This is a genomic window from Oceanobacillus locisalsi (assembly GCF_042675985.1).
In the GTDB taxonomy this organism is placed as follows: Bacteria; Bacillota; Bacilli; order Bacillales; family Amphibacillaceae; genus Oceanobacillus; species Oceanobacillus locisalsi.
On record NZ_JBHTKK010000001.1, the window covers coordinates 248,926 to 267,075 of the forward strand.

General features: G+C 39.8%; 14 protein-coding genes and 1 pseudogene. 9 read left to right on the plus strand and 6 right to left on the minus strand.

What is annotated here, in order from left to right; genetic code table 11:
• Positions 1-21: 21 nt before the first annotated feature.
• From ACFQ19_RS01100 to ACFQ19_RS01110, 3 genes are all read right to left on the minus strand, one after another.
• Entirely contained in the window at positions 22-2,016 is a 1,995-nt protein-coding gene (locus ACFQ19_RS01100) for a TRAP transporter permease (protein WP_379590055.1), read from the minus strand.
• A complete protein-coding gene (locus ACFQ19_RS01105; RefSeq protein WP_379590056.1) occupies positions 2,009-2,557 on the minus strand; it encodes a DUF1850 domain-containing protein in 549 nt (182 codons plus the stop codon). The genes ACFQ19_RS01100 and ACFQ19_RS01105 overlap by 8 nt, the downstream gene beginning before the upstream one ends.
• 88 nt (positions 2,558-2,645) lie before the next feature.
• The gene (locus tag ACFQ19_RS01110) at positions 2,646-3,638 is read right to left on the minus strand and encodes a TAXI family TRAP transporter solute-binding subunit (protein ID WP_379590057.1); all 993 of its coding nucleotides are present in this window, start codon (positions 3,636-3,638) and stop codon (positions 2,646-2,648) included.
• 371 nt (positions 3,639-4,009) lie between these two features.
• Here ACFQ19_RS01110 and ACFQ19_RS01115 point away from each other — a divergent pair.
• From ACFQ19_RS01115 to ACFQ19_RS01130, 4 genes and pseudogenes are all read left to right on the plus strand, one after another.
• Positions 4,010-4,102, plus strand: a pseudogene (locus ACFQ19_RS01115) (IS200/IS605 family transposase); the annotation flags it as partial.
• 19 nt (positions 4,103-4,121) lie between these two features.
• Positions 4,122-4,406, plus strand: a complete 285-nt coding sequence (locus ACFQ19_RS01120; RefSeq protein WP_379590304.1) for an RNA-guided endonuclease TnpB family protein — start codon at positions 4,122-4,124, stop codon at positions 4,404-4,406.
• Positions 4,407-4,605: 199 nt separating this feature from the next.
• Positions 4,606-5,397 carry a serine hydrolase gene (locus ACFQ19_RS01125; RefSeq protein WP_379590059.1) on the plus strand — a complete coding sequence of 264 codons (792 nt, stop codon included), beginning with the start codon at positions 4,606-4,608 and terminating at the stop codon, positions 5,395-5,397.
• Positions 5,398-5,449: 52 nt separating this feature from the next.
• Complete coding sequence (locus ACFQ19_RS01130; protein WP_379590060.1) at positions 5,450-6,700, plus strand: hypothetical protein; 1,251 nt, start codon at positions 5,450-5,452, stop codon at positions 6,698-6,700.
• Positions 6,701-6,749: 49 nt separating this feature from the next.
• Here the strand turns inward: ACFQ19_RS01130 and ACFQ19_RS01135 are convergent, their stop codons facing one another.
• From ACFQ19_RS01135 to ACFQ19_RS01145, 3 genes are all read right to left on the minus strand, one after another.
• Positions 6,750-9,902, minus strand: a complete 3,153-nt coding sequence (locus ACFQ19_RS01135; RefSeq protein ID WP_379590062.1) for an SNF2 helicase associated domain-containing protein — start codon at positions 9,900-9,902, stop codon at positions 6,750-6,752.
• Between the two features lie 5 nt (positions 9,903-9,907).
• Positions 9,908-11,098 carry an MFS transporter gene (locus ACFQ19_RS01140; protein WP_379590063.1) on the minus strand — a complete coding sequence of 397 codons (1,191 nt, stop codon included), beginning with the start codon at positions 11,096-11,098 and terminating at the stop codon, positions 9,908-9,910.
• A 176-nt stretch (positions 11,099-11,274) separates the two neighbouring features.
• Positions 11,275-11,775 carry a DoxX family protein gene (locus tag ACFQ19_RS01145; protein WP_379590064.1) on the minus strand — a complete coding sequence of 167 codons (501 nt, stop codon included), beginning with the start codon at positions 11,773-11,775 and terminating at the stop codon, positions 11,275-11,277.
• A 501-nt stretch (positions 11,776-12,276) separates the two neighbouring features.
• Here ACFQ19_RS01145 and ACFQ19_RS01150 point away from each other — a divergent pair.
• From ACFQ19_RS01150 to ACFQ19_RS01170, 5 genes are all read left to right on the plus strand, one after another.
• Positions 12,277-13,212, plus strand: a complete 936-nt coding sequence (locus ACFQ19_RS01150; protein ID WP_379590065.1) for an ABC transporter ATP-binding protein — start codon at positions 12,277-12,279, stop codon at positions 13,210-13,212.
• Positions 13,205-14,452: an ABC transporter permease gene (locus tag ACFQ19_RS01155; RefSeq protein WP_379590066.1), complete on the plus strand. Its 1,248-nt coding sequence runs from the start codon at positions 13,205-13,207 to the stop codon at positions 14,450-14,452. The genes ACFQ19_RS01150 and ACFQ19_RS01155 overlap by 8 nt, the downstream gene beginning before the upstream one ends.
• A gap of 247 nt (positions 14,453-14,699) precedes the next feature.
• Positions 14,700-15,245, plus strand: coding sequence for a flavodoxin family protein (locus ACFQ19_RS01160; protein WP_379590067.1), 546 nt, complete (start codon positions 14,700-14,702; stop codon positions 15,243-15,245).
• A gap of 224 nt (positions 15,246-15,469) precedes the next feature.
• Complete coding sequence (locus tag ACFQ19_RS01165) at positions 15,470-16,636, plus strand: N-acetylmuramoyl-L-alanine amidase (RefSeq protein WP_379590068.1); 1,167 nt, start codon at positions 15,470-15,472, stop codon at positions 16,634-16,636.
• A 120-nt stretch (positions 16,637-16,756) separates the two neighbouring features.
• Complete coding sequence (locus ACFQ19_RS01170; protein ID WP_379590069.1) at positions 16,757-18,016, plus strand: hypothetical protein; 1,260 nt, start codon at positions 16,757-16,759, stop codon at positions 18,014-18,016.
• Positions 18,017-18,150: the final 134 nt, after the last annotated feature.

Below are 18,150 nucleotides of genomic sequence, written 5' to 3' on the forward strand. Positions count from 1 at the left end.
CTTCCCCTTTTGTTATTTCCGTTAACTTACTTGCGTTTTACTGCGTTGTGTATTTTTATCTCTTGACATAAATTGAATCACTAACTGAATAGCAAACAATACAAAACCAATGGTATCGGAGTACCCCTCCGGATAAATCAGCATCAGGCCGGTTGCAATAGCTAAAATACGCTCAAACCATCTGATTCTGCGATACCAGTATCCAATCATACCAGCACCAATCGCTATCATTCCAAGGATAGCTGTAAAAAAGGAAAATATAATCTCAAATACGGTAGCGTCTATCATCAGCAGGGTCGGGTTCAATACAAACATATATGGAATAATAAATGCGGCAATAGCTAACCTTGCAGCATTGCCTCCTGTACGTATTGGTTCTCCCCCGGAAATCCCGGTCGCCGCAAAGGCAGCTAATGCCACCGGAGGCGTAATGTCTGCCACAATGCCAAAATAGAATACAAACATATGCGCAGCTAAAATTGGAATCGCTACATCCAGATTATCATTCAATGCAACAATGGCTGGTAAAGCAATTGTTGATGTAATAATATAGTTTGCTGTTGTCGGCGAACCCATGCCGATAATAATCGAGGTAATCATCGTAAATACCAATGTCAGCATCAACTGGATTTCCGGTGAAGTAGCAATGGTACCTGCAATCGATACTAAGCTGTTCCCCAGTTTCAGGCCTAAACCTGTTCTTGTCACTACACCGACAATAATACCGGCACATGCTGTCGCAGCAGCAACACCTAATGCTGTTCTGGCCCCTTGCTCTAAGGCAACAATAAATTTAGCCGGCGTAATTCTCGTATCTTTTCGGAAGAGGCTGACAAGAATCGTCGTTACAATCCCATAAATAGCAGCCCTCTCTACACTCACGCCGATAAATAAGAAATAAACAATGGCTACAATCGGCAGCAATAGATGAAGCTTTTTCAAAACGGATTTTTTACTCGGAATCTCCTCATCCGGTAACCCGATTAACCCTGTCCGTTTTGCTTCGAGATGGGTCATAATCCAAATACCAGCAAAGTATAATGCCGCCGGAATAGCAGCTGCTTTGGCGATATTCCAATAGCTTTCCCCTGCAAATTCAATCATCAAAAAGGCGGCAGCCCCCATAATCGGCGGCATAATCTGGCCGCCTGTAGAAGAAGCCGCTTCTACGGCCCCCGCAAAATTCTTTCGATATCCCAGCTTTTTCATCATAGGAATGGTATAAGAACCTGTTGTAACAGTATTCGCAACGGAACTTCCTGAAATGGTTCCATTTAACGCACTAGAAAAAATTGCTACTTTCGCAGGTCCTCCCACCCTTTTTCCGGCTATCGATATCGCTAAATCATTAAAATAATTCCCTACCCCTGTCTGTACTAAAAATGCACCGAATAAAAGGAATAAGAATATATATGTAGACGATACCTGCAAAGGTGTACCCAGAATACCTTCCGTTGTAAAAAACATCGATTGAATAAGCTGTTCCAACGATAGACCTGCATGTGCAAACATTCCCGGTATATTTGGTCCAAGAAGGGCATAACAAAGAAAGAATAGTGCAATGATGGTAATCGGCAGTCCTACTGCACGTCTCGCTGCCTCTAATACAAGCAGAATCCCGAGACCTCCGACAACCATTTGCATGCCAGAAATTCCGCCAAACTGCTGCACTAATGTATCATAATATACCGGCCAGTAACCGCAAACAAGAATGGATAACAGCATGAGAATATAATCGTACCAGGGAATTTTATCCTTTCTCATCCCACGGACAGCCGGAAATAGTAAGAAAATAAGGGAAAGTGCAAAACCTAAGTGAATGGTTCGTTGAATATAAGCAGTCAATTGACCAAAAATCCCGGTATACAATTGAAAAATGGAAAAGGCAATTAAACCTAAAAAGACAATATGAGCCAGTTTGCCCTTTAAATTTCTGGTTTTGGATTCTGCATCATATTTCTCCAACAATTCCTGTTGTTCTTGTTCTGTAAGTTGATCTTTCTCTTTTTCACTCACTGATCCTCTCTCCTTTCCAATAATCCAGCAATGTTATCTCATCCATCTTTACTTTATACCAATCTCCGGGTTCAAAGTAATCATTAAATGGAACTTCACAACACGCTCTGGTATCTTTATGGTCTTGGTCTGTCCATGCCAGACGATGATTGGAAACAACTTCCCCGTTACGAATATTCAACGACTCAAATCGGTTTTCCATATTTTTTATATGGTATTTTCCATCCTCATAAACAAATTCTTCCCCGTCGCCTGCATTATTCGGCATACCAATGCCAAACTCTTCATAAATAATCTCGTATTGCTCAATCATCAAATCCTCTGTTACGCTATATTTCTCCACAACATCTGTTAAATGAATCGAGTGAGTGAATGTAATCGAGAAATAATCATTTTCTTTTAAAGGTAAAAAAGCCGTCAATTCTCCTGATTCCCCGTCGTTAAAAACTAACGCTGTCTGAATCGGATAATTCACGCCAAATCCAATCCCTCCTCCAATCAAAAGGAATAAAAGGAGGAATTGCACCCACTTTCTCCGCATAGGAACATCACCTAATTTTACAAGCTGCGCTTTAAAAATAGCCGGCAGCCTATCCCTGTGTTTTCCGGGTGGTGCCGGCTTTTTTTAATTATTCAATACCCTCTTCATCAAAGTATCTCTGTGCACCTGGATGCACCTCGATATCAATTCCTTCTAACGCTGAATCCAGTGTGATAAAGGATGCTTTATCGTGCGCCATTCCCTCAGCGTTATCATAGATAGATTTTGTCATTTCATAGACAAGGTCTTCCGATAAGGAACTATTCACTGCTAAGGCTGCCAATACCGCAACCGTTTCCACATCTTCACTCAAACTATACGTGCCTTCTTCAATCGTATCCGCTGCATAATAAGGGTATGCATCCGTAAGTTCATCAATTTTATCCTGAGCAATCGGAACAATAGAAACATCTACAGAAGCAGCCAAGCCTTCCACTGCACCAGTCGGCGTTCCAGCTGTGATAAATGCAGCATCGATATTGCCATCTTGAATGCCGCCGGTAGATTCACCGAAATCCAGGTTCTGCGCATCAATATCATCGATGGTCATATCATGAACTTCCAAAATCTGCTCTGCGTTAATATATGTTCCTGAACCAGGCGCACCGACAGAGACAGTCTTTCCTTCCAGATCTTCTACCGATTCAATTCCAGCGCCATCTGTTGTTACGATTTGAATCGTCTCCGGGTATAAAGACCCCATTGCCTGTACATTCTCTACAGGTTCATCAAAAGCATTAATCCCTTCAACGCCATGCGCTACTACATCTGTTTGTACAAAAGCAATTTCTACATCCCCATTTTCTAAAGACAGTACATTTTCTGCAGAAGCATTGGAAGAGATAGCATCTGCGGATACATCTGTATTGTCAGAAATAATGGAAGCCATTTCCCCTCCAAGCGGATAATACGTTCCACTTGTGCCGCCGGTAGCAATTTGAATCATTTCCGGATCTGTACTGGCATCTCCAGCTTCAGCTCCGCCATCATCTCCGTTGCCGTCATCGCCGCCGCCACAAGCTGCCAATAATAACAATACTGCAAAAATAAGTGCGAGCGGGCTTAACCACTTCTTCTTCATCTAAAATCCCCCTTATTACAATAAAGTTACGTGCTTGAAATAATTTTACAATATAAGTAACATATCCGTCAAATTATTCTTAAAACAGGAAGCGATTACATTTTCAAATATGAAAAAATTTTACCGATTCTTATTTATAATATATGTGCTCCGCTTCTTAAAAAGTCGTTCATCCTGCCGATTCAGGTTTTTTATTGAGAAGCTGAGAATACGCTCGACTTTAGTCGTGTAGATGAATCAGCTTCGTTTGTGATATCGTTTCAGCTATGTTAAACAACCAACATATGTTTAAATAAATTATCGTATATGTCTCCTTTAAAAGTACATTATAACAATGGCATATATTAAAATGTATGCAGAGGTGTTTTTGTATGTCTGAAGTATATTACGGACGCGGATATGTCTATTCGATTCAATACCATTTGGTTTGGTGCGTGAAGTATCGACAGGATAATCTGTATGGAGGATTTAAACACAAAAGGGATGTTGCGAAATCGTAAACTGGCAAAAAGCATAACTGACGTATCTTGGTCCAGTTTTGTTGCGAAATTAGAATATAAGGCGGATTGGTACGGACGAGAAATCATGAAGATAAGCAGATGGTTCCCGTCCAGTCAACTTTGTTCGGAGTGCGGACATCAAGATGGCAAAAAATCGTTGGATATACGACATTGGACATGTCCTCATTGTCATACACCCCATGACAGATATGTAAACGCCAGCAAAAATATTTTAGCGGAGGGATTACGAATAAAATTCTTCGTGTAAAAATAACAAGAACCGCAGGAACTGCGGAGATAGCTTGGTAAATAAGAGAAACCGCTGTGAGTAAAGAAATATGCTTGCAAGTAAACTCTATTCCCAAGAATCTCGTGACTTCAGTCATGAGAGGTTCAATTGTATTGCTTGACTATTTTTTGAATATCCCTAATATTATAATTATCTATTATTACAACGAGGTGATAAAATGTTATCACTTAACCTATTAAAAAACGCTATTGACTCCATCAAGCCGTTACCTCCAGTGAAAGTTAGCTATCTGATGCAATCCGGTGAAGAAGAAATTGCTTTTAATCACAAAGAAGAGCTGCGTGCAGCCAGTATTATAAAACTGTTTATTCTTGCTGCCGCTTATTGCAAAACAGAAAGGGGACATCTTGATTTATCCAAACAAGTATATATATCCCCTTCTGATGCGGCAGGAGGAGCAGGGATTATCTCCTGTTTATCCGAGAAACAGACTTATACGTATCAGCAGCTGCTTGAATTAATGATTATTGTTTCAGATAATACCGCAACAAATGCACTGATTGATTACATCGGATGGGAGAACTTGCATGTATTTATTCAACAAATAGGCTGTAAACACACGGTGTTAGAGCGGAAATTGATGGATGAAGAGGCTAAAAAGCTCGGTCTCGAAAATAAGACAAGCTGCTTAGATGTCATGCATCTGCTTCATTTATTTACAGAGCCCAATCATATTCTGTCACAGCACTCCCGGGAGCAGATTTTAACGATTTTGGGAAATCAGCAATTAAACAGTAAATTAACGGCCTTCTCTTCTTATGACCCAAACATCCAAACATGTCATAAAACGGGAGAGCTGAATGAAGCAGAACATGATGCTGCTATCTTTCAAACAGCGGATCGATTGTTCAAGGCTGTCGTGCTTACAGACAGATGGACAAACAACGGACAAGGACAGCAATTTCATCTGGCAGCGGGAGCCCGTATCTATCAATATTTGAAAAATTAAGCAGCCATGTTTCCTTTTCAAAAAAATACATATTGGCGTAAGGGGGAAATCAATGGATATCAAACTAGGCGTTTTTGGAGAAAAAACAATTGTGCAGAGGGTACAAGAAATAGCAAAACAGCTTCCATCTATTGACGTTCTCCCTTTTATCTCTTCTGATGCAGACGATATGCTGAACCAGACAGCGGGAGCTATGATGTGTGACATACTTCTTTTCACGGATTATACGTATGCGCACCAAAAGTACAAACAAACAATCCTTTATATCGATTATGATGCATATAGCATTTTATCCTCTGTTTTACATGCAGGGAAATTTTCTGAGAAAAAGTGCCTGTCAATAGACTATCCGGAAGATATACAAGCTTCTGATTTCAAGCACGATATAGAAGCGACAGAATACACGTTAATCACAACCAGCTACAACAAGAATAATCTATTAAGCGGTCAGGAAGTAACTGCTTTTCATAAGGAATTATTCTTCCAGCAAAAAACAGATGTTATCCTCACCTCTAGAAATGATGTTTATCGCACACTTTTACATGAGAAATTGCCTGTGCAGCGTATACAAATTCTGGATAAACATATTTTTCGAACACTGGAAAAAGTTGTACAGACATGGGAAACCCAAAATACGGTATCTTATTCTGTTATCACAGGAATCTTCTTTTTCAAAGAAACAATACCTGCATCTGTCTATCTGCAAATACATACAAACATCCGAAACCGTCTGGACGATTTTTGTCAAACATATGATGCGATGCTTGTACAGGATAAAGATAATCGTTATTTTATCATTGGAACAGGGAAACTGATTCAAGTGCTGAAGGAAAGCTATCGTAACTTCCCGCTTCTTTATGAACTGGAAGAACTTGCAGGATGCCCGGTTGGTATGGCATTCGGTTTAGGTGTGAACCCGCTCGCTTCCCAAAAAAATGCTTATACGGCCTTGGAAGCCTGTCAAAGTGAACCATCCAGCATCAGTTATCTCGTTAATACGTATCAGGAAACAATCGGTCCGATCGGCCGGCATAAAAACATTGATACAAATAAATTACTTCATGCACTGGTACATCAGGCTCGTCTGAACAATGAACTGGCCTATCTTTTCATTCAATTTATCGTGGAACGGAATAATGAGCCCTTTTCATCTCACGACATCTCTGCTTTTTACCGGATCAGCAAGCGCAGTGCCGAACGGACGGTTCAAAAATTGCTGTCCTGTGATATTATCAAAATGTCCGGAAAAGAAAGGCAATACACCAAAGGAAGACCGAGAAAACTGTTTATTCTAAATCAATAAATACAGTAAAACAAAAAGACGGCAGAAAAACCGTCTTTTTGTTTTACCCCTACAAACTCAACAACTCTTTAATATCATCTTCACTCAAGGAAGAAAGCATCGTCTCTCCCGGCTGAATGACCTGATCAATTAATTCGCGCTTCTGCTGCTGCAGTTCATATATCTTTTCTTCAATGGTCCCTTCTGTCACCAGGCGAATAACCTGCACAACGTTTTTCTGGCCGAATCGATGCGCTCTGCCGGTAGCCTGATCTTCTACAGCCGGATTCCACCATAAATCATATAAAATAACCGTATCTGCACCGGTCAGATTCAAACCGGTGCCGCCGGCTTTCAAGGAAATCAGGAAAATGCCCTTTTCCCCGTTATTAAATTTCTCGCTCATGTCGACACGGTTTTTGGAAGGTGTGTCGCCGGATAAATAAAAGTAATCGTACCCTGCTTCTTCCAATCGCCCGCTGATGATTTCCAGCATGCTTGTGAACTGGGAGAAAATCAGCAGCCGCTTCCCGTTATTCACTGCCGTATCCACCGTTTCCATCAATTGCTCCAGCTTGCCGGATTTGCCTTCATAATTCTCTACGAATGTCGAAGGATGACAGCAAATCTGACGCAGCCTTGTCAGGCCGGCTAAGATTTTCATCCGGTTCTGCTGGAAGGAATCTTCTTGCATCGATGTCGCCGCTTCCTGCTGCAATTTTCGCAAGTAGCCGACATACAAGTCCTTCTGATCGTCTGTTAACTCAGAAATATGAACCGACTCAATTTTCTCCGGCAGCTCTTTCAGCACATCCCGTTTCAGGCGCCGTAAAATAAACGGTTTGGTAATTGCGGAAACTTTGCTGGAATCCATTTGTTTAAATGTCTTTTGATCCGGCATCAGGCCGGGTAAAATCACCTGGAAAATAGACCAAAGCTCTCCGATTGAATTTTCAATTGGTGTGCCGCTTAATGCAAAGCGCCGGGTTGCTTGCAGAGTGCGGATCGCTTTCGATGTTTTTGTCTGATAGTTTTTAATATACTGCGCCTCATCCAGCAATAGTGTCTGGAAAGTGGTATCTTGATAGTATTCCACATCCTGGCGTAATGTCGCATACGAAGTAATCCAGACATCCTTCTCCTTTGAACTTTCCATACGTTCATGCCTTTCTGCCGGCTGTCCAGTTAAAATAACCGATGTTAAATGCGGGGCAAATTTCTCCAGCTCATTTTTCCAGTTATACACGACAGAAGACGGTACAACAATCAAATGCGGACCGACCGGATTTCCTTCTGATTCCGACGTAATATACGCAATGGCCTGCAATGTCTTTCCAAGTCCCATATCATCTGCCAAAATACCGCCGAATTGATACGCACTTAACGATTTAAACCACTGGTAACCAACCTTCTGATACGTACGCAAAGACGCCTGCAGATTGTCTGGAAGTTCATACACCTGCTCTTCCGGAGACTTCAAATGACTTAATAAATCCCGGAAATGCGAGTCATACTGTTTCTTCGTATCGAGCAGTTCATCCAGCTGAGCGCCGCGATATGCAGGCATCTGCACCTGCCCGTTCTGCACATCTTCCTTATCCATTCCCAATCCGTCAAAAAACTGCTGAATCGAAGCAAATTCTTCTGTATCCAAATCCAGCATCTGCCCAGAGTCCAGACGGAAATAACGTTTCTTTTCAATCACCGCCTGCAGGACGCGATTAATCTCGTTATCATCTACCCCATCAATAGAAAAGCCAATTTCCAATAAATTATTTTGACTTTCCATCTGGACGCTGGTACTTGGCTGCGGTTCATAATCAAATAACATTTTCTTAAATTCACTGGATAGAAACAATTCCACGTCCTGATTCAAAGCAGGCAAAATCTTATACAAGAAATGGTATAAACCCTCTTCATCATCCACGGACATATAAAGTTCTCTGCCGTTATATCTAAAATCTGCTTCCTCGATATGCTGCATGATAAGCTGTTCTTTATCGACATCGCGGATCAACATTACATCAGTGTCTTTTTTCCCTTGAAATGGATCAATCACATGTGTGCCATAATGGTACTCCAGTCTTCCAATAACCACATCATCCTGTAACTCTAAATAACATCTCGCTTTGAGCGGTTCTTTAATAACTTCTTCTGCGATCTGTTCATCCAGCTGCACCTCGCCCACCGTTTCCAACGCAGGCATGACCTCCGAGAGGAACGTATCTGTCTGGTCTGTCGGAACATCGAAGTAAATATTTTCTAAACGAAACATTTCCAACTCTTCTAATACAGGAATTTGTTCTCTTTTTGGAAAATAAAAAACACCATCCAAAAATAACAAATCATAATTCGGGAAAAAGGTCATGGCATTTCCTTGTTGCAGCCGGAGCGATATACGCTGATCATTTTTCATCACGTCAAACTGAAAAGGCAGCTCCCCATCAATAATCTGTATGTCTTTATATTCCTGCCGTTGTGTTTTCACAACCGTTTTCCGTTCTTTTAATTTATGCAATAAGTTTTTGGCAAGCACTGGCGGGATAGTCAAGTACCTTTCATTGTTCCTCTTTGTATAACCATATGCATCATATATTTCTGCACTCTTGCTTACTTGATACAACATCTCAAATATTTCTTGATCCGCTTCATCTATGACATGCTTCTCCGGCTGAAATGTAAATTTTTTAGAGAAGTAATGCTCTCTTTTCTTAAAATAATTTTCCAAGAAATCAGTTGCATTTTTCACAACGTACAGATGCTTCTCGCCTATTTTCCATTCAATCTGCAGATGTTTCAGATAAGACCAGCTTAAAATATATTCCACCTGGACCGGCTCTTGGTAAGAAGTATTTTCCGTTACGCTTCTTGTGCCCCGGATAGCTTCCATAAACCGGTTCAGCCGATAATTGTTCACTTTTGGTCTGACATCGTCTCTTTCAAAACGCTGGATTGCCAGTAACGTCGCTATAATATGCTTACAATAACCAAACGTGTCAAATGCTGGACAATCACATTGCATATCAATCGATCCGTCCTGCAGATCATTTGTATTTATTTCCACAAAATAATCTTCTGTCCCTTGTACCGTAGCCGTCCATACGTCACTGTTATGGTCATATATCAGATCGTGCACATTATTATGCTGATAATAATGTAACCCACGACGATAAAATTTATCAGGAAATGCATTTTTTATGTTGATATCCTTTATTTGTTTCAAACCAGTTAACCCACCTTTTCATTATCAGATGATTTTCCTAGGGCAGTAAATATATAAATCAGCATCGAAATAATGATAGAGACTGCTGCTGTTAAATAAATAGATGTATAGTTAAAAGCTGCTGCAATTTGGCCGAACAAAATAGCACCTATTCCTACCCCCAAATCAAAACAGGAGAAGAAGGTCGCGTTCGCCATTCCTTTCCGGTCTGCAGGAGCGCGGTTGACAGCCCAGGCTTGTAATGCCGGTTGAACCGCTCCAAACCCGAGACCGAATAAAGCAGCCGCTGTTAATAAAATCATTGTACTTGGCAGCCATGCTAACAAAAGCATGGACAGGAAGATAAGCATAACGGCCGGAAGAAAAATGAATTTATGGCCTTTCCTATCATATAGCCTGCCCGAAAAAAGACGAGAAACCATGATAAATACAGCAAAAATAAAGAAATAAAGCTGAATCCCTTCTACGCCTCTTTCTATCGCATGCAACGGCAAAAATGTAGCTATTCCGCCGAAAGCAAAAGTAATAAAAAATAATAAAATCGATGGCTGTAATGCATTTTTCTCCAATACGTCAAAACGCGCCACTTTTGTCAGATGTGCCGGATCGACTTTTTTATAGCGGATACGTGTAGCAAAAAGAAAGGCAATGACGCCGCCGAGCGCGCATAATAAGAATAATTGCTGATAGGAAATCAGGACAGCTAACGTTAAGCCTAAACTCGGTCCGAAAGATAGAGCAATATTTCCGGATAAACCGAAATACCCCATCCCTTCTCCTCTTTTACGAGGCGGTATCAAGTCTGTTGCTATTGTCCCGCCGGCTGTCGTCGAAAATCCCCAGCCGACGCCCTGGATAATCCGAATAATAATTAAAAATAAAATACTTGCTGTAAATGCAAAAGCGCCTACAGACAGAACAAAAATCCCTAAACCGATCAAATAAACGAATCCTCTTCCCTTGCTTTCCAGCGCATGGCCGGCATAAGGGCGTATTAATAAAGCGGAAAATGTAAAAATACCAACAATGATGCCCACCATCTGATCACTGCCGCCAAGATCTTTTACAAACAGCGGTATCGTAGGGATAGTCATTTGAAAACCTAAGAAAATAAAAAAGTTCGCTATCCAAATATATAGAAAATCTCGCGAAAAAATCTTATCATTTTGCGAGTCTGCTTGCGCCTGAGCTGACATTACAAACAACCTTCTTTCATTTTGTCATCACTACATTATTATACAGGAGTTTTACGGTAAATAACATGAAAAGAATTCACATGGAAGGATGTGCATAAAAAATAAGTAGAGAAGAACGGGTCTCCTGCCGTTCTCCTCTACTTATTTTTACTTTCTATATCATTCATCAGCTTGTTTCAAGCAACATAACTTTCACTTTGTTTCTCTTTTTTTACACGCTGGTTCCAAGTTCCTTTCAGATAAGGTATTACCCAGCGATCCAAGCCATATCTTCCAGCATTCGCACCGGCAATAGCTATGAAGATTCCTAAGATAGCCATTTGCGGATTGGTAGAGAACGTTCCGCTAAGTAAGAAAGAGAAGTTCATAACAACCCCCATTAATGCAGCAAGGTTTGTGAAAATACCTAAAATAAGTCCAAGTCCAACCAGTACCTCTCCCCACATAACAACTACAGAAAAGATGCCAGCGTTCGGAATCGCTACAGTTTCCAGAAATGATGCCCACCATCCCTGTACATCCGGATTTCCTAGAGCTCCTTGCAAATATCCACCTGCATCAAATTCTCCGCCTGCAATCTTTCCCCAACCGGAAGTTAACCATCTAAAACCAAGATAAAGTCGAATAACTACCCAAAGACCCGCAATATATTTGTTCGTTCTTAAAAAATTCATCATGTTTACTCTCTCCCCTTATTTAATAAATTAATAACTTTATAATTTGTTCAACATTTCACATTTGTTTATAGAGGATATCCTTTATTACACTTTTATAATACCATGCAGTATTTTATAAGTAAATATTTTTTGTGAAATAATTCACATTATGTGTACAAAAGTTGAAGGTAATATCTGTATTTTAAAACGAGTATTTCTCAATGGCTTTCTGAGAAATCTTGCCTATATCATCTAAAATCAACAGGAATAATCAAACTTTTTTGAAACCATACACACAATTGTTTCGTACAATAAAGTAAGAAGAATTTTCCGTTTCTATACCGGATATGCGGTATTTATTTTATTTTTCAATCGGTATTTACCGAACAAAAACGGTTATTGCATGCATTCATACAACCCAGTATAGCCGGAAATAGAAGCTGCAGGTTCATTCTATAAGTGAAGAATGAACAGATACAGTAACGTCTTAATTTATCTTGTGATGAGAAAGGAGATATTTACGTGAACACTTTATTAACAGTTGATAGTCTGAATAAATCTTTTAAAGATAAAGAAGCTCTAAAAGACATTTCTTTCGAAGTGTACCGTGGCGAAATTATGGCTATCCTCGGCCCGAACGGCGCGGGTAAGTCTACAACGATTCGCAATATCATGGGTATTATGTATCCTGATAGCGGAGAAATTCATTTTCATCAGCAGAAAGGAAAAGCTATTCCGAAATCAAAAATCGGTTACCTTCCTGAAGAAAGAGGTCTTTATAAGGACGTAAAGGTAATGGACATCCTCTTATATCTTGCAGACCTGAAGGATTATCCTTTAGATAAAGCGAAAGAACGCGTTTTAACATATTTGAAGAAATTTGATTTAGAAGGAAAAGAAAATACCTCCGTAGAAGAGCTCTCTAAAGGAATGAGTCAAAAAGTTCAATTTATTGGTTCCATCCTCCATGAACCGGAGTTGCTGATTCTTGATGAACCTTTTTCCGGGCTGGATCCGGTCAGCCAGGAAATTTTCAAAGAAGAAATTGCTTCTTTAGCAGCAAATGGCACGGCCATTCTTCTTTCTTCCCATCAAATGAATCTGGTGGAGCAAATGTGCGATCGCCTTTTTATGATGCAGCATGGTCAAAAAGTGATCTACGGCACATTAGATGATGTAAAAAAGCAATATGCCAATTTCAAATGTATTTTGCAAGGAGAGAACCCGCCTGCTCTGTTAGAAAAAATTCCAGAAGTTGACCGAATTGAGTATAGCGGCAATCATTCCATTCTTCATCTGCAAAAAGAAGTTATACCGCATCAATGGTTAAAGCAATTGCCTGATACGTTAGATGTACAAGAGTTACATATTAACCGTATCTCTCTGCATGAAATTTTTATCGATATTGCCACAGATCAACATTTCATTTCTCAGGGAGGAGGGATACAGCATGCATAATTCCTTGAAAGTAGCAAGATGGGAATTAAAACGGAATCTTAAAAACAAAACATTTATCATTGGTTTATTCATCACACCAGCGATATTTATTTTATTTTTCGTTTTAGGTTCTTTATTTTCAGGTTCAGATGACAATGCGGATACAGATGAAAATATGACTGTATACGTGAATGAAAATATTGGCTTTTTTGAAGAAATTGAAACCATCAACAGCGAACAGAATTTTGGATGGGATGTGCAGCGTACCGATACGCTTAAGTCAGAAATCACCGAAGTCAACGAACCTTATACAGCATATTTATTTATTAATGAACAATCTTTGGAAGAGAATCGGATTGCTACTTACACGAGTGAAGAAGCTGACCCGTTATTTCCCGGGCAATTACAGGCCCTGACTGCTCCTTTACAGATGATAAAAGCAGAAGCATCCGGTCTCAGCCAACAAGAGATAAATCAGCTGCTTGAACCGATCACCTTTGTAGAAGGTACAGATCAAGGCGAGGGAGAAACTCCCTCCAGTATAGAAGAAAATTCACTGATTGGTTTAGAAAATCCTTGGGAAACTATTATCCCCGGTCTCTTTGCTGGTATCATTATGCTTTCTATTACCTTTACAGGGATGGCTATTTTCCAAAGCGCATCTCAAGAGAAAAAAGATAAGATTGCAGAAATTATTTTGTCCTCTTTAACACCTTCTGAGTTGATGCAAGGCAAAATCATCGGGTACTTTCTGTTAGGTCTTATCCAAGTCGCTGTCTTTATCGTTATCTTACTGCCATTCACTATTTGGCAGACAGATATTCCGATTGTAGAAAATCTGCTTGTACCGAGAACGATTTTCTTTGTATTGATTGCTCTCTTGAGCTATCTAATGTTTGCATCTATTTTTGTAGGGGTTGGTGCGACCATGTCTGATATTTCCAGTGCAGGTAATCTGCAAGGACTTGTCATGATGCTGCCATTCCTGCAGTTTGCGGTTATTGGACCGGTTATCAGCAATCCAGAGGGGATATTTGCCACTGTGAGCACATATATCTCGTTTACAGCACCGTTAACATTACTTATCCGGCTGACCCTGTTAGATAGTTGGCCCTGGATGGAGATTATCATTTCTATCGCGGTTATTGCACTGAGTATCTATATATTTATGAAACTGGCAGGAAAGATTTTTAAAGTAGGTATTCTTTTATATGGAAAAAATGCAACACCGAAAGAAATTTGGAAATGGATTCGTATGTAGAGCCGAAAATACACTTGTATTATTTGGTTCCAAGCTTAAACAGGAAAAATATACAAAAGCCGCAGAAGAAAGCAGAAAGTTGCTTTCTTCTGCGGCTTTTTTGAGATGATGCATACACGGCTAAATGCACACATATCCTTTACCATATTGCTTTTTTAAGTAAGAGCAGAATGCAGACAGACTATGAGGATGAATACAAGCTGCTATCACTTATCTCCTGTCTCTTCATTATAGAAGGAGGATGTTTATGAGCATTATTGTTTTCCATGGATCCACACGCAAGAACAGCAACACCGAAATATTGACTTACGAAGCTGTATCTGAAAATCAGGGCACCCATGTTTATTTACGCGATTATACAATTTATCCAATCATTGACCAAAGACATGATACAGACGGTTTTACACCGGTAAATGATGATCATACGAAACTGATTGATCAGCTATTAGAGCATGAAACCATTGTTTTCGCTACGCCGATTTACTGGTATAGTATGTCTGCGTTAATGAAACTATTTATTGATCGCTGGTCGCAAATTTTGAGAGATGCTGATTATCCTGATTTCAGAGAGAAGCTGTCTCAAAAAAAAGTGTATGTGATTATCGTCGGGGGGGATAATCCATTTATTAAAGGATTGCCGCTGATTCAGCAATTCCAGTATATATGCGACTTTTATAAAATGCATTTTGCAGGCTATGTTATTGGAAAAGCCAGCAAACCGGGAGATATCCGGAATGATAAAAGGGCCTTAAAAGCTGCTTCCACATTGCTGTCATCTGCGGATAAGAAATGAAACCTCCCCCCCTCTCTAAGATGACAAAATGGTTGTCCTTATTGCACAATAAAAATCATTTATCCTCCTTTGTTACCAAAAATAACTATTTAATCCTAAAAACATATCCAGCACTAGTCTTTTTCGATTATTTTTGTGCTTGCAGGTTTAAACTCTTCTATGTTTAGGCTATTCTATTAATATCCAATCATGTCATTCATTTTAGTCACCTAGAGGAGGATTCAATGGAAAAGAAGTTTAAAAAAGTTTATCTATTAGCCGCACTATTATTGATAATCAGTTTTTTCTTACCTAGTTTAAGTTTTGCAAATAGTAACAGTTATGAAGTAAGTTCTCCTGTTTTAAACATTCGAAGCGAACCATCTGATAACGCTTCTCTTGTCGGACAGTTTACACAAGGAGATAAAGTAAATGCTTTTAACGAACAGCATGGTTGGGTGCAAACGTATTACGGCGGTGAACCTGTTTGGATTGCAAAACACCACCTTATTGCAACTGACAATACCGATCAGGAACAGTCGGCCGTTGAAACAGAAACGCTGGAAGCAGATAGCGAAACAACGTCAGAAGATGCTGCAGATGCGAACGGAGAAGTGACTGTTTCAGCAGACAGCATTTATGTCCGTTCCGGTCCGGATACATCAGACACGATTATATCCTACGCTTATCAAGGAGATTCTTTTGATGTCCATTCCACTTCCGGAGATTGGCTGGAAATTTCTTTGGGTGACGGAGAAACAGGCTGGATCGCATCTTGGTTAACGGCAGATGGAAATGGGAATGAAGAAGAAACTACAGAAAATACTGCTCCATCTGTAGAAGCTGCTCAAACACAAACCGGCAGTTCCGGCTCTCTATCCGGGTATAACATTGTTATTGATCCTGGTCACGGAGGATCAGATCCGGGAGCAATCGGATTAAATAATGTCTATGAAAAAGATGTTGTCACATCAACAGCTGATTATGTGGTTCAACACCTTGAAGAAGCTGGTGCTAATGTAATAATGACGAGAAGCAGTGATTATTTTGTTTCATTGGCTGAAAGAGTGCAAATTAGCAACAGCAATAATACGGATGCTTTTATCAGCTTACATTATGATAGCTTCTCCGCTGTCCCGGTAAGCGGTGTAACAACTTATTATAACTCTGACAGCGATACTGATTTAGCAAACTCACTAAACAGCACTCTGTCTTCTACTGTTTCCTTACCATCAAGAGGGACACAGCAGGCTGGTTATAAAGTACTTGAAGAAACCAATGCGCCATCTGTACTGATTGAACTTGGTTATATTACAAACCCAAATGATATAACGGTTGTACAGACTTCGGACTATCAATCTAGTGCAGCTCGTGCAATTACTAACGGTCTTATTAATTATTTAAATAACTAATAGCGAAACGGCTTCGACTCTTATTCGAAGCCGTTTTCTTTCTGTTCATGCATTTCTTTAGAAAGATGCAGCAGCGTGTTATACTTTAATCATTCTAAAACTCAAAAGCGAGGTGGAGATATGCATCCTGCTACACAAGAAATAATAGACACAACACGCGAACAATTTCAATTAGATGATTTTTACCTGGAAAGCTATGATTTCCTTCAACATGCGGAAAATCAGATTGATTTAAAAATGACCTGGCTGCCAAACGGAACAGAAAAAGAAGCAGATATAAATCCATCCGGAACCGTCGAAATAGCTGTGGAACTTGATACAAAAAAATTAAAACATGTTGTATTTGCAGAGGAAAAAAATACATTGTCCGCTGATGTTTTTCCACAGGTGGATAACATGGAAGCTGTTATTGAGTGGATTGAAGATCAGACAGGATTAGAATACGGCAGACAGTTTAAACTGATAGATGAATCAAAAGAACGAATAACTTTTCACGCAGCTGTGGATAATATCAGACTCTTTCCCGGAGGAACCATTGACATTTTCTTTCATGAAGATGGACAATTATTCAGTTTTTCCGTGAATGGAATATTTGCCGATGAATCCCAAATTGAATGGGAACCTTTTAATTTAGTTGATGAAATCATACAACCTTTAGCAGAACAACATTGTAAAGTAATGGAAATTCCTGATGAGTTAACTGCGTCCTGGAAGCCCTACTATGCCATATCCAGTTTCCTTGTTCCAAATCAAAATCCAAATTCGATTATCTATTTTAATGAAGTAGAGAATAACCTTTCTTACAGAGCACTGGATGATATTCTAACTTGGGAAGAGCCTTCTGTGGAGAAATTTGAAAGAAAAGAAATCGATTTAAAATACAGATTTACAGAAGAGGAAGCTTTTGATCGGAATGCGATTCAGGATAATAATCGTCCCATTTCGGATGATACATTAGAGAAAGCAGTAAAAGAGATTATCAAGATGCTGCGGATGGAGTTTCCGGACGACAGCGGGCTATGGCGTTTATCTTCTATAAAACGGGAACAGGGCTATTTATTGGCAAATTTGGAAGCAGCCACAACTGGAGCAAAGGTGATTTACCCTACCTTACTCCTGTGGATTAATCCTAAAACATTACAAGTAGAAAACTATATGAACTCCACACCATTATTAGAAGCATTTGAATCCTTTGAAGACGCCGAGATCGTGCAAGCTGATGCCACAACGGCTGCGGAACTTTTATCGAAGCAGGTTGAAACAGAACCTGTATATGTCTATAATCAGCAGACGAAAACATACCAGTTATATGGGAAAGTAACGAGCGGAGGGCATGTTGTTGATGCTGTCACCGGCGAATTATCCACATTAGATGATTAAATTTGTGTATAAGACTTATGTTTATCCAGAATTATCAGCTTATTATGTGTACTGATCAACACTTTATCCACAAGTTGAAAAAGAAGCTTTTCACTGTTCGGTTACATTATAAAACGTCCTGCAGGTTGCGTATT

Coding starts and splice junctions, on each gene's coding strand:
- ACFQ19_RS01105 (WP_379590056.1), bottom strand. CDS start 2,557: ATGCGGAGAAAGTGGGTGCAATTCCTCCTTTTATTCCTTTTGATTGGA.
- ACFQ19_RS01110 (WP_379590057.1), bottom strand. CDS start 3,638: ATGAAGAAGAAGTGGTTAAGCCCGCTCGCACTTATTTTTGCAGTATTG.
- ACFQ19_RS01120 (WP_379590304.1), top strand. CDS start 4,122: ATGTTGCGAAATCGTAAACTGGCAAAAAGCATAACTGACGTATCTTGG.
- ACFQ19_RS01125 (WP_379590059.1), top strand. CDS start 4,606: ATGTTATCACTTAACCTATTAAAAAACGCTATTGACTCCATCAAGCCG.
- ACFQ19_RS01130 (WP_379590060.1), top strand. CDS start 5,450: ATGGATATCAAACTAGGCGTTTTTGGAGAAAAAACAATTGTGCAGAGG.
- ACFQ19_RS01140 (WP_379590063.1), bottom strand. CDS start 11,098: ATGTCAGCTCAGGCGCAAGCAGACTCGCAAAATGATAAGATTTTTTCG.
- ACFQ19_RS01145 (WP_379590064.1), bottom strand. CDS start 11,775: ATGATGAATTTTTTAAGAACGAACAAATATATTGCGGGTCTTTGGGTA.
- ACFQ19_RS01155 (WP_379590066.1), top strand. CDS start 13,205: ATGCATAATTCCTTGAAAGTAGCAAGATGGGAATTAAAACGGAATCTT.
- ACFQ19_RS01160 (WP_379590067.1), top strand. CDS start 14,700: ATGAGCATTATTGTTTTCCATGGATCCACACGCAAGAACAGCAACACC.
- ACFQ19_RS01165 (WP_379590068.1), top strand. CDS start 15,470: ATGGAAAAGAAGTTTAAAAAAGTTTATCTATTAGCCGCACTATTATTG.
- ACFQ19_RS01170 (WP_379590069.1), top strand. CDS start 16,757: ATGCATCCTGCTACACAAGAAATAATAGACACAACACGCGAACAATTT.